General features: G+C 75.3%; 11 protein-coding genes. 5 read left to right on the forward strand and 6 right to left on the reverse strand.

What is annotated here, in order from left to right; translation table 11 throughout:
* Positions 1–158 precede the first annotated feature (158 nt).
* The 4 genes from AB0H57_RS28710 to AB0H57_RS28725 all read left to right on the forward strand — a co-directional run bounded on the left by AB0H57_RS28710 (position 159) and on the right by AB0H57_RS28725 (position 5798).
* A complete protein-coding gene (locus AB0H57_RS28710) occupies positions 159–1286 on the forward strand; it encodes a sensor histidine kinase (protein ID WP_357511776.1) in 1128 nt (375 codons plus the stop codon).
* Positions 1283–1927 (forward strand): response regulator transcription factor, encoded by a 645-nt coding sequence (locus AB0H57_RS28715; protein WP_357511777.1) that lies wholly within the window; start codon positions 1283–1285, stop codon positions 1925–1927. The genes AB0H57_RS28710 and AB0H57_RS28715 overlap by 4 nt, the downstream gene beginning before the upstream one ends.
* Before the next feature lie 135 nt (positions 1928–2062).
* Entirely contained in the window at positions 2063–4876 is a 2814-nt protein-coding gene (locus tag AB0H57_RS28720) for a M14 family zinc carboxypeptidase (RefSeq protein ID WP_357511779.1), read from the forward strand.
* Positions 4877–4973: 97 nt separating this feature from the next.
* The gene (locus AB0H57_RS28725) at positions 4974–5798 is read left to right on the forward strand and encodes an SAM-dependent methyltransferase (protein ID WP_357511781.1); all 825 of its coding nucleotides are present in this window, start codon (positions 4974–4976) and stop codon (positions 5796–5798) included.
* Positions 5799–5804: 6 nt separating this feature from the next.
* On the opposite strand, the gene AB0H57_RS28730 is transcribed toward AB0H57_RS28725, so the two are convergent.
* The 4 genes from AB0H57_RS28730 to AB0H57_RS28745 all read right to left on the reverse strand — a co-directional run bounded on the left by AB0H57_RS28730 (position 5805) and on the right by AB0H57_RS28745 (position 8561).
* Positions 5805–6146, reverse strand: coding sequence for an MmcQ/YjbR family DNA-binding protein (locus tag AB0H57_RS28730; protein ID WP_357511783.1), 342 nt, complete (start codon positions 6144–6146; stop codon positions 5805–5807).
* Positions 6147–6181: 35 nt separating this feature from the next.
* Complete coding sequence (locus AB0H57_RS28735) at positions 6182–6847, reverse strand: hypothetical protein (protein ID WP_357511785.1); 666 nt, start codon at positions 6845–6847, stop codon at positions 6182–6184.
* 312 nt (positions 6848–7159) lie between these two features.
* The gene (locus tag AB0H57_RS28740; protein WP_357511787.1) at positions 7160–8071 is read right to left on the reverse strand and encodes a hypothetical protein; all 912 of its coding nucleotides are present in this window, start codon (positions 8069–8071) and stop codon (positions 7160–7162) included.
* Positions 8064–8561: a SigE family RNA polymerase sigma factor gene (locus tag AB0H57_RS28745; protein WP_357511788.1), complete on the reverse strand. Its 498-nt coding sequence runs from the start codon at positions 8559–8561 to the stop codon at positions 8064–8066. Before AB0H57_RS28745 ends, AB0H57_RS28740 begins: the two co-directional genes overlap by 8 nt.
* A 246-nt stretch (positions 8562–8807) precedes the next feature.
* On the opposite strand from AB0H57_RS28745, the gene AB0H57_RS28750 reads away from it, so the two are divergent.
* Positions 8808–9218, forward strand: a complete 411-nt coding sequence (locus AB0H57_RS28750; RefSeq protein ID WP_357511790.1) for an RraA family protein — start codon at positions 8808–8810, stop codon at positions 9216–9218.
* Between the two features lie 34 nt (positions 9219–9252).
* Here AB0H57_RS28750 and AB0H57_RS28755 read toward each other — a convergent pair whose 3' ends face one another.
* Together AB0H57_RS28755 and AB0H57_RS28760 are read right to left on the reverse strand one after the other, a co-directional pair.
* Entirely contained in the window at positions 9253–9897 is a 645-nt protein-coding gene (locus AB0H57_RS28755; protein WP_357511792.1) for a 4a-hydroxytetrahydrobiopterin dehydratase, read from the reverse strand.
* Positions 9898–9948: 51 nt separating this feature from the next.
* Positions 9949–11043 (reverse strand): hypothetical protein, encoded by a 1095-nt coding sequence (locus AB0H57_RS28760; protein WP_357511794.1) that lies wholly within the window; start codon positions 11041–11043, stop codon positions 9949–9951.
* Positions 11044–11291: the final 248 nt, after the last annotated feature.

An 11291-nucleotide genomic window follows, 5' to 3' on the forward strand; every position in this document is an offset into this window, starting at 1 on the left:
CGTTCGTAGGGCTGTGGACCATCCCACAAAAATCGGGGCATCCGCCCCGTTTTTCGGGGTCGCGGCCCGGGTGGAAGCGAGGCCGGTGGCACCGGACCGGCCGAGGCGTACTTTTGACCGGTTCACCCCGGGCGGCGCGGCTTCCTAGCCTGAGGTCCATGGGAACTCGGTGGCTGCCCGCCGGCCCGGCCGCGCCGGCGGTCGAGGCGGGCCTAGGCGTGCTCGGCGTCGCGGCGGTCGTCGTCACGGCGAGCGCGATCAGGGACAGCTGGGGCGGCGGTTGGTGGATCTTCGGCGCGGTCGTCGGCGTACTCGTCTGCGGGATCACCCTGGCCCGCCGGGTGCACCGGCTGACGGCGGCGGTGACCGGCCTCGGCGTCGCCGGGGCGGCGGTCGGCGTGGCGGCGGCCGCCGGCCTGCCGCACGAGCCCGGGCCGGCCACCACGCTGGGGCTGTCCGTGCTGGTGGCGTCGGCGGTCCGGGCCCTGCCCGCGCGGCCGGCGCTGGCGGTGGCGGCGCTCGGCGGGGCCGTGGTCGCCGGCAGCGCGATCGCCGACGGGTTCGGCCCGGTCCCCGTGCTGGCCGGCGCCGGCTGGCTGGTCGCGCTCGCCGGCGGGCTGGGGTGGCGGCTGGTCGACCAGCGCCGCCGGGAACTGGTGGCGGGCGCGCGCCGGACGGAGCGGCTGGAACTGGCCCGGGAGCTGCACGACGTGGCGGCGCACCACCTCACCGGCATCGTGCTCCAGGCGCAGGCCGCGCCGGTGCTGGCCCGCCGGCATCCGGAACGGCTGCCCGCGTCGCTGGCCGAGATCGAGACGGCCGGCTCGGACGCGCTGGCCGCGATGCGCCGGGTGGTGGGCATCCTCCGCGACCCGGAGGACGCACCGGAGACCGCCGGCCCGGAGCGGCTGGACGGGCTGGTCCGCCGGTTCGCCACGCCGGACCGGACGGTGCGGCTGCGGCAGCCCGTCGACACCTCGGCGTGGCCACCGGAGGTGAGCGGCACCGTCTACCGGATCGCCCGGGAGTCGCTGACCAACGTGGCCCGGCACGCCCCGCGGGCCGGGTCGGTGTCGGTGGTGGTGACCGAGGAGGCCGGGGCGGTCACCGTCGAGGTCACCGACGACGCCGCACCGGCCGCCGCGCCGCCCGGGGCCGGTTACGGCCTGGTCGGTATGCGCGAGCGGGTCGACGCGCTCGGCGGCACGCTGCGCGCGGGCCCGCGGCCGGGCGGCGGCTGGTCGGTGGTCGCCACCCTGCCCCTGCCGGGCCGGGCGGCGCGGTGACCATCCGGGTGCTGATCGCCGACGACCAGGCGATGGTACGGGGTGGACTGCGCCTGATCCTGGAGGACCAGCCGGACATCGCGGTGGTGGCCGAGGCGGCCGACGGGGTGGCGGCGATCGCCGAGGCCCGCCGCCTGCGGCCGGACGTGTGCCTGGTGGACATCCGGATGCCCCGGCTGGACGGGCTGGCGGTGACCCGTGCCCTGGCCGGGCCGGGCACCGTCGACCCGATGCGGGTGGTCGTGGTGACCACATTCGACCTCGACGAGTACGTCTACGGCGCGCTGCGCACCGGCGCGGTCGGGTTCATCCTCAAGGACGCCGGCCCCGCCCTGCTGGTGGAGGCGGTCCGGGCGGCGTACGGGGGCGACGCCCTGGTCTCCCCCTCGGTGACCGTACGGCTGCTGCGGCGGCTGACCTCGACCGGCGCGCCGGCCCGCCGGCCACCGGCCCGGCCGCTCTCCGACCGGGAGCTGGAGGTGGTGGCGGCGGTGGCCCGGGGCCGCACCAACCAGGAGATCGCGGCCGAGTTGTTCATCTCGTTGAGCACGGTGAAGAGCCACCTCTCCGCGATCGGGGCCAAGCTGGGCGCGCGCAACCGGGTGGAGATCGCGGCATGGGGGTGGGAGAACCGGACCTGACCCGGTCCCGGCATGGCGTGGTCCTGCAAATATTGCGACCGGTTTCAATCTTGACCATGCGAAACCGCAGCTCATAGGCTCCGTGCACCCTCATCCCCCGGACCCGCCTCACCCGGCGAAGGAACGAGCCGACATATGCGTCCGATTCGAAACCCCATCCGCGCCGACCGGCGGCGCCTGGCCGGCGCCACCACCCTGCTCCTGCTCACCGGCTCCGTGGCCCTGCTCGGCGGCACGCCCGCCGGGGCCGCACCGGAGTCGGCCGGTTGCGTGACCGACCCGAACGCCCGACTGTCCACCGTGCCCAGCCCGGAGTCGGGGCTCGGCTTCCCGCTCGGCCTCGGTCAGGAACGCCCGGTCACCAACGACGAGATCCGCGACTACCTGCGCGCCGTCGACGCCGCCTCCGACCGGGTGGTGAGCGGGGTGATGACCACCAGCGTGCTGGGCCAGGACCTGCCGTACGCGGTGGTCTCCGCCGAGGGCAACGTGCGGCCCGCCACCCTACGCAAGATCGCCGACGACGTACGGGACCTGCGCGACCCGCGCCGGATCACGGCGAAGAAGGCGGCCGAGACCGCCGAGGACGGCCCGGCCATCGTCTGGGTGGCCGGGAACGTCCACGGCGGGGAGAAGAGCGGCGCGGACGCCGCCTTGAAGACCCTGTACGAGTTGGCCGCCGGCCTGTCCTGCGAGGTGGCCGAGCGCAACGACAACCTGGTCACCGTCATCGTGCCGACCCAGAACCCGGACGGCCGCGACGCCAGCCGCCGGCAGAACGAGTACGGCTTCGACATGAACCGGGACTGGTTCGCCCGCACCCAGCAGGAGACCGACGGCAAGATCGAGCTGATGCGGCAGTACCCGCCGCAGGTCTTCATCGACGCCCACGAGATGGGCGGCCGGCAGTACTTCTTCCCGCCGAACGCCGACCCGATCCACCATGAGATCGCCAACGAGCCGGTGGACTGGATCAACCGGATCGGCGAGGCCAACAAGGCCGGCTTCGGCTACAACGGCGCCTGCGGTGGCGCGGTGACCACCGAGTGCTACTTCAACTACTCGACCTACGACCTGTTCTTCATGGGCTACGGCGACACGGTGCCGGCCGCCGGCTTCGGCGCCGCCGGCATGACGTTCGAGAAGGGCAGCGCCTCGGCGGTGGCCGACCGGGTGCAGCAGCAGTTCCACACCCAGTGGTCCACGCTGGGCTGGGCCGCCGCCAACAAGCAGGAGGTGTTGCGCGGCTACTTCAAGATCTGGACGGACGCGCTCGCCCAGGGCCGGACCGGCGCGCTGGAGCCGAACGAGGTGGTGCAGCCCACCAACACCGTCCAGTTCCCGGTGCCCGACCTGCAGGTCCGGTCGTACTTCCTGCTGCCGGACCGGCAGCTCGGCGACGTCCGCCGGCTGGTCGACCGGCTGCGCCGGATGGACGTCGAGGTGTACGAGGTCAGCAAGCCGACCCGGCTGCCCAGCGCGCGGATCTTCGGCGGGCGCTCCGCCACCGGGATGACCGTGCCGGAGGGCACGTACTGGATCCCGATGGACCAGCCGCAGAAGCACTGGATCCAGGCGATCATGGGCGAGGACCCGTACACCCCGTTCCCCTACTTCTACGACGTCTCGTCCTGGAGCAACCCGCTGCTGATGGGCGTCAACGCGGTCTGGACCGGTGACGACGTCCGCCCGGCGGCCCGGCTGGTCCGCGGGATGGACGGCGGCAAGCCGTACGCGGCGGGCGCGAAGGATTCCTACCGCTACCCGCTCGACTCGGCGGCCGCCGCCGAGCTGACCTTCCAGCTGCTCAACCGGGACGTGCCGCTGCTGCGCGACCTGGAAAGCGGCGTCGTCGAGTTGCCGGCGAAGAGCCTGACCCCGGAGCTGGACCGGCTGGCCGCGTCCCACGGGATCACGCTGGAGCCGAATGCGGCTCCGGCCGGCGGCAACCCGCTCGCCCTGCCCGACGTCGGGCTGTTCGGGGGCACGGGCATCTCGCTCACCTCCGGCTCCCACGGCGAGGCCCGGTACCTGCTCGGCAAGCGCTGGGGGCTGGACCTGAAGCCGGTGACCACGGCGGACATCAACGACAACACCCCCGCGTTCACCGACCGCACGGTGCTGCTCGTGCCCGACGGCAGCAGCAGCACCGGCGGGCTCACCGCCCAGGGGCAGGCCAACCTGCGGGCCTGGGTCGCGGCCGGCCACACCTACCTCGGGCTGCGCAACGAGGGCACCCGGCTGGCCCGGGCGGCCGGTCTCACCTCCACCACCGAGGTGACCAAGCCGGCCGACTACCGCATGATCGGCTCGCACCTGCGGGTCGACGTGGACCACGACAGCCCGGTCGCGCTGGGCCGCCCGGCGGAGGACTTCGAGTTCAACAACGGCGACCCGATCCTGCGGGCGAGCACCACCGGCACCAACGTGTTGAGCTACCCGACCGGCGACACCTTCTGGGCCAACGGTTACACCCTCCGGGCCGACCTGCTCAAGGGCACGACCGCGCTGGTCGACGAGCCGACCGGGGCCGGACGGGCGGTGCTCTTCGCGTTCAACCCGCTGTTCCGGGCGTACAACGAGAGCGGCCAGCACCTGGTGGCCAACGCGCTGCTCGCCCCGACGGCCGGCGGGCCGGCGGCCCGGGGTGGGGCCGACGTGGCCCGGGTCGCCCCGGCACGGGCGGCCGCCGCGGCCACGCCGGCGGCGGAGAACCTGGGTGGCGAGTGGCGCCCGATCACCGTCGAGGTGGCGGCCGCCGACCTGGCCCGCAGCCGCGACGTCGTGGGCCGCTACACCGGCGCGGCCCGGGCCTCGGTGGCGGGCGGCTCCGCGTACCTGGTGATCCCCAACCCGGGTGGTCTCCAGGCCGACGAGCACCCGTTCCTGGGTGACCTGGTCCGGGCGCTGCACGACGCGCGGATCCCGCTGCGGTCCGTGGTCGGCTGATCCCAGTCGGGGGAGCGGCCCGATCCGGGTCGCTCCCCCGACACCGCCCCGGCCCGCGGTCGTCTACTGTGGAGCGGGCCGACGGAGGGAGTGCACGGTGACCGAGGACGGGCAGCAGCGCGCGGCAGCGGAGGCACCCCCGGTGGACGCCACCGTGCCGCACTCGGCGCGGGTATACGACTACTGGCTCGGCGGCAAGGACAACTTCGCGGTCGACCGGGCCATGGGCGCGGCGATGACCGAGGCGATCCCGACGCTGCCGGCGATGGCCAAGGAGAACCGGCGCTTCGTGCACCGGGTGGCCCGGCACCTGGTCGCCGAGCAGGGCATCCGGCAGTTCCTGGATGTCGGCGCCGGCATCCCCACCCGCCCCAACCTGCACGAGGTGGCCCAGTCGATCGCCCCGGAGACCCGGGTGGTGTACGTCGACAACGACCCGGTGGTGCTGGCGCACTCCCGGGCGCTGATGGTGAGCAGCCCGCAGGGGCGCAGCGCGTACCTGGACGCCGACCTGCGCCGGCCGCAGAGCATCCTCGACCATCCCGTGCTCACCGAGACCCTGGACCTGAGCCGGCCGGTGGCCCTCACCCTGATCGCGATCCTCATGCTGATCGCCGACGAGGAGGACCCGGCCGGCACGCTGCGGGCGCTGACCGAGGCGCTGCCGTCGGGCAGCTACCTGGCGATCACCCACCCCACCCAGGACTTCAACCCGGAGGCGGTCGGCGCGGCGGTCGCCGCCGCCCGGCAGGCCGGTATGACCCTGGTGGCGCGGAGCCGGGGCGAGGTGGAGCGGTTCTTCGCCGGCTGGGAGTTGGTGGAGCCGGGGCTGACGCCGGTGATGGCGTGGCGCCCCGACGGGCAGCCGCCCGCCGACCCGCAGGCCGCGTACTACTGGGCGGGGCTGGCCCGCAAGCCCTGACCGCGGTCAGCCACCCAGTCGCTGCCGGGCCAGGAACCTCGGCACCACCATCCGCCACGCCTCGCAGACCAGCTCGGTCATCCGGTCGTGGTCGAGCCGGTCGAGGTGACAGCAGACCCAGTGGAAGCGCAGGTCCGACGTGCCGGGCAGGAAGAACAGCTCCGGCTCGGTGGTGACCAGCGCGTCGCGTTCCTCCTTCGGGTAGCCGAAACCCATGGTGGTCTCGTCGCGGGAGAACGCGACGTAGACGATCGCGCCGACCCGGAACTTCACCCGGTCCCGGATCAGGTGCTCGGTGCTGCGGGGCAGCGTCCGGGCCAGGGCGCGCACGTCGGCGACGGTGACCATGCCCCGACCGTACCGGCGGGGTGCGACAGTGGCCGTCACCGGTGTGACCGGTTCATCCGGACCGCGCGGGCCAGCACCGCGGGGCTGGCCAGCGTGCTGGGGTGCCGGCGCATCTCGACCACCGCGTCGAAGCGCCGGGCGATCACCGGGTCGACGATCGAGGCGCCGACGATCTGGTTGCTGGCCCAGCGGGACAGCCGGTAGCCGCGGGGCCGCGGCGCGGACACCGAGGGCCGGGCGAGGTCGGCCGAGGTGGACATCCCCCACGCGGCGTCCACGATCACCCGTTGCAGGGCGAAGAACCCCCGGGCCGGGCCGCGCGGGTCCGCCCCGGAGCGCAGGTACGCCGACAGGCAGGAGGCGTGCAGGGCCGCCGACGACATGCCCTGGCCGTAGATCGGGTTGAACGAGGCGACCGCGTCGCCGACCGCCACCACGCCGCCCGGCACCCGGCACCCGGCACCCGGGTCAGCGTGCATCTGGGTGCCCTGCGGGACGCCCGGGCGGGGCTCGGCGCCGGCACCGATCTCGTCCCGGTCCAGGATCAGCACGCTCTGCGCGTGGTCGGCGAGCACCCGGGCGGCCAGCAACCCGGCCATGCTCGCGCCCAGGACGACCGCCCGCCCGAGCAGGACGCGGGGTGCGGCGGCGGGCCGAGCCTCGCCGATACGCGCGAAAACCCGCGCGGGACGCTGGTACACGGTGCCTCCAGGGAAGAGGTGGCCGACGCGGGGTGCGCGGCGGTGCCCGGCGGGGTCCGGCGTGGCGGCCGGCCCCCCGTTCGGCAACGGGCCGCGCCCCGGCCCGCGGGCAGGGGGTGGCTGTCAGCACCATTCAACGAACCGACGCCGTTCGGTCATCGTGCCGTCGGCCGATGGGACCGGACTCTTCGGCGCCCGGGCACCGGGCGGCCAGCCGCACGTCAACGGCCGGTCAGCCGTTCGCAACTGTCGCTGGTCCGACAGCGCCCGGCGTTGACCCGCGGGCGGGACCGACCCCCGTCGGGCCCGCGCTCACCCCGCCGCGAGTCGCTGCGCCGCCGCCCGGGCCACCCCCCGGGCGTACGCCTCGTCCCGGTCCGGCGAGAACAGCACGGTGGCGACCAGGTCGCCGACCCGGACCACCGCGGTCAGCGTCACCAGCGGGTCGCGGGACAGCACCTCGCCCTCGTACGACCACTGCTCCTGCCGGACCAGCACCGCCTCGTCCCCGGCGAAGCCGAGGTCCACCACCTCGACGGTGCGGGGCGCCGGGTCACCCGGGGCGGTCGACGGCGACGTGGTGGTGGCGCACCGGTCCAGCACCCGGCGCACGTCGGCGAGGGCCCGCGGGCCCCAGCCGTCCGCGTACCGGTGCAGGTGCTCGTAGAGGTAGCTCTGCCCGCTGGCGAACCCGGTGACGTCGAGCTGGGCCTGGTGCGCCAGAGACGGGTAGTCGGCGCCGCGGTACGCCAGGCAGAGGTCGGCCCACCGCCAGGTGTCACCGGAGAACGGCTCGGTCGGTGGGCGGGTACGCCAGGCGCCCGGGCCGAGGTCGGCGGGGCGCAGCCGTAGGCTGTCCAGCCCCGCCGGGGCGGCGTCGGTCCGGGTGGCGTCCGGCCGGCCGGTCCCGGTCGGGCGGGGGTCGGCCGAGGGCGTGCCGCCGCGGGCCGGGCCGCTCGGGCTCGGGGTGGCGGGAGCGGGGGCCGGCGGGGTCGACGCCGTGGTGCCGCTGGCCGCGGGGATCGGCGTGTGGCCGACCGGCCGCAGGTTGCCGGCCCAGCCGAAGCCGGCCCCGGTCACGGCGACCACGGCGAGGCCGGCGACCATCGCCTGGTGCCGGGTCCGCTGCCGGCCGCGCCGCCGGACCGCCTCAGCCGGGGCGAACGGGCCCGGCGCGCGCTCGTCGTGCAGCGACTCGAACATCGCATCCAATCGGTCAACCATGGTGCGCCTCCGCAGGTGTGGCCTCGAGCAGGTTGGCGAGGGCCCGCCGCCCCCGGGACAGGCGGGCCTTGACGGTGCCCTCGGGCACCCCGGTCTCCCGCGCCACCTCGGCCACCGGCAGGCCGACCAGGTGGTGCAGGACCAGCGCGGTGCGCTGCGGCATGGGCAGTTGGGCGAGCGCGCCGACCAGCGCCACCGAGTCCGGGTTGGGGCCGGGCACGTCCGGTGGTGGCCCGTGCCGGCGGTGGGCGGTCCACGCCGAACGGGCGCGCCGCCAGCGGCTCACCGCCACCCGCCGGGCGACGGTACGCACCCACGCCTCCGGATCGGCGTACCCGCTGACGGTCGACCACCGCTGCCACGCCCGCGCGTAAGCCTCGTGCACCGCGTCCTGCGCCTCCGCGGCGTTGCCGGTGAGGGCGTAGACGCACTCGTACAACCGTTGCCGGCTCGCCCGGTAGAAACCGTCGAAGCTCTCCTCGCCTGACATGTGCCCACTCCGTTCCGCCCCCGGGCCGGTCGTACCCCTAGTCACGCGGCAGCCCGGCCGGCGGTTGCCTGCTCGCCCGGCATTTTCCGGACCCGTCGCGGGGCCCGGCACGCGCCGGGCGGCAACTATGGCATACCGTACGTACGTACTGTTGAATCGGGGTGATCCGCAGGCCGCTCCCCCCGCCCGGCCCGGCCCAGACGCGTCGCGACGACAGGACCGGCATGACCCACCAGTTCACCGACCTTGGCCGGCGACGTCGACTGGGCGGTGGGGGGCGGCAACGTCTGCGCGGTGGCCCACCGGCGCGGCATCGCCGCGTTCGTGGTCGACGGGGTGATCCGCGGCCTCGCCGAGGTCCGCGAGCTGGGCTTTCCCGTCTTCGCCCGGGGCGTGGTCCCGATCCCGGGCGCCAAGGCGGCCGTCGCGCCGCTCAACGAGCCGGTGCGCTGCGGCGGGGTGACGGTGCACGCCGGTGACGTGGTGATCGCGGACGAGGAGGGCGTGGTGGTCGTGCCGGGCGAACGGCGGGAGCAGGTGCACGCCGCCGCCCGGGCGAAGGCGGCGAAGGACGCCGGGGAGTCCCTCGACGAGTGGGAGCGGGCGCACCGGACGCGGATCGACGCGATCCTGCGTGCGCGGGGCTTCCCGGGCTGAACCTGCGTCCGGCTGCAGCCAGCCGCAGCCGGTGTCAGTCGCGCTGCTGCCAGGTGCAGAGGCAGACCCGGTTGCCCTCCGGGTCGGCGAGCACCCAGAAACTCGGCGCCCCCACATCGCTGACCAGGATGCCACCGGCGGCGAGCGCCGCGTCGATGCGCGGCCGGACCTGGGCCGGGTCGACCCACACGTCGGGATGCCAGCGCTGCCGGGGCTCCTCGTCGCCGGATTCCTGAAACCACACGGTGGGCAGCGCGCCCGTCGGGTCGCGCAGCTCGTCGGCGGCCTCCGGCCGGGCCAGCCCCAGCACCGCGCCCCAGAACGGCAGCACCGCCGGGTACGCCGGCGAGTCCAGGGCGAGCTCCAGCCGGGACACGCTCGCGCACTCCGGCTCGACACCGGCGTCGGCGGCGATCGCGGCGATCCGCCGGGCCAACCGAACGTCGCGCCGGCTGACCCCGCGCACATCGTGGCTGGTGAGCCGGACGTCGACGTGGGTGTACCGCAGGTCCAGGTCCGGGTGGTGGTCCACCTCCTCGGCCACCGCGCCGATCGCGTTGACGAGGGACAGCCCGGTGGCGAAGTCCGGGGTACGGAGGCGGGTGTGCAGGGCGCCGAGCAGGTAGGTCCAGCCGGTCAGGCCCTCGGCGGCGATCTGTGCTCCGGTCAGCGTGCTCATCCGGCCATGCTGGCGTACCACGGCGCGGCGGGAAAGGGCCGGCGGGTGCGGTCAGCGACCGCCCGGGCGGCGGGCCCGCACCAGTCCGGCGACGCCGAGGGCGAACACCGCCAGCCCCAGCGCCGCGGCCGCACCGAGGCGGGAGTCGTCGCGCTCGGCCGCCGGCCGCCCGCCGGTGGCGGCCGGGGCCGCGCCGGTCGCCGCGGGGCGGGTGGACTCCGGCGCGGGACGGGTGGCGGCCGGCCCGGAGCGGGTGGCCGCGGGCGGCGGCTCCGGCAGGGCGTACCGGAGGACGGGGACCGGGCCCGGCTGGCCGGCCCGCTCGGAGACGGTGAGCAGGTGGCGGCCGTCGGGGCTGTAGCTGACCGACTCGCCCTGCGGCTCGTCGGGCAGCGGAACGGTCCGCGGCCGGCCGGTGGTCAGCGCGCGGATCACGTCACCGTCCGGCACGTCGAACTCGAACGCGTCGGCGTAGCTGCGCAGCACCACCCGGCTCCGGTCCGGCGCGGTGGCCGCCCCGGTGATCACCATCCGGCCGAGGACGGAGTACGGGTTGCTGGTCGTGGTGCGGGGCAGCCGCACCTCCCCCACGCTGGTCAGCGGCGTCGTCCTGCCGGCCCGCGGGGCGCTGGCCGGGGCGTACAGCCGGCCGGTGGTCTTGGCGACGATCAGCGGGCGTCCGTCCCCGGTGATCAGCATGGCCTCGGCGTCGCGCGGCCCGTCCGGGTACGCCATCCGGTGCAGCACCGGCCGCGCCGCTCCCGGGCCGAGCCGCCACACCCCGACCGTCGACCGGTTGCCCCCGTTGTCGCCGATGTCGGCCACCCAGATGGCGCCGTCGGGCCCGACCGCCAGGTCCTCGGTGTCCCGGGGCAGCGAGGGGTAGCGGACCGTACGCACCACGGCGCACCGGGCGTCGAGGAAGAAGATCCTGCGATGCGACTCCTGGTCGGCGCCGTCGTTGACCATCACGAAGCCGTCGTCGGTGGCGACCATCCCGGAGATCTCGTCCAGCCGGCGGTCGGCCACCTCGCAGACCGGCGTCCCGGCCGGGGCCGCCACCGCCGCCCCGGGCCACGCCAGCACGCCCAGCACCCCGCCTACCGCACCGCAGAACCGCCAACCCCACCCCGCCCCACCGCGCATCCCCCCATCCTCCCCGACCCCACCCCGCCCGTGCCCACCCGGTTCGGATCCATTGATCAAGGAGTTCGCGTCGGCCGGAGCCCGGCCGGACGAGGCGAACTCCTTGATCAACTCCGTGGCGGGTTGGGGTGGGAGGATGGGCTGAGGGGGCTAGCGACGGAGGACCCGACGTGAAGACGATCCAGGCGTACCGGTTCGCCCTTGATCTCACCCCGGCGCAGGAACGCGCGGTGCTCGCGCACGCCGGT

Source organism: Micromonospora sp. NPDC050686 (assembly GCF_040654475.1).
Taxonomy (GTDB): domain Bacteria; phylum Actinomycetota; class Actinomycetes; order Mycobacteriales; family Micromonosporaceae; genus Micromonospora.

What these genes read in the sequence shown, in the direction of transcription:
- AB0H57_RS28740 (WP_357511787.1), bottom strand. Translation starts at nt 8,071, where the DNA reads ATGGTTGACCGATTGGATGCGATGTTCGAGTCGCTGCACGACGAGCGC.
- AB0H57_RS28730 (WP_357511783.1), bottom strand. Translation starts at nt 6,146, where the DNA reads ATGGTCACCGTCGCCGACGTGCGCGCCCTGGCCCGGACGCTGCCCCGC.
- AB0H57_RS28755 (WP_357511792.1), bottom strand. Translation starts at nt 9,897, where the DNA reads ATGAGCACGCTGACCGGAGCACAGATCGCCGCCGAGGGCCTGACCGGC.
- AB0H57_RS28745 (WP_357511788.1), bottom strand. Translation starts at nt 8,561, where the DNA reads ATGTCAGGCGAGGAGAGCTTCGACGGTTTCTACCGGGCGAGCCGGCAA.
- AB0H57_RS28720 (WP_357511779.1), top strand. Translation starts at nt 2,063, where the DNA reads ATGCGTCCGATTCGAAACCCCATCCGCGCCGACCGGCGGCGCCTGGCC.
- AB0H57_RS28760 (WP_357511794.1), bottom strand. Translation starts at nt 11,043, where the DNA reads ATGCGCGGTGGGGCGGGGTGGGGTTGGCGGTTCTGCGGTGCGGTAGGC.
- AB0H57_RS28710 (WP_357511776.1), top strand. Translation starts at nt 159, where the DNA reads ATGGGAACTCGGTGGCTGCCCGCCGGCCCGGCCGCGCCGGCGGTCGAG.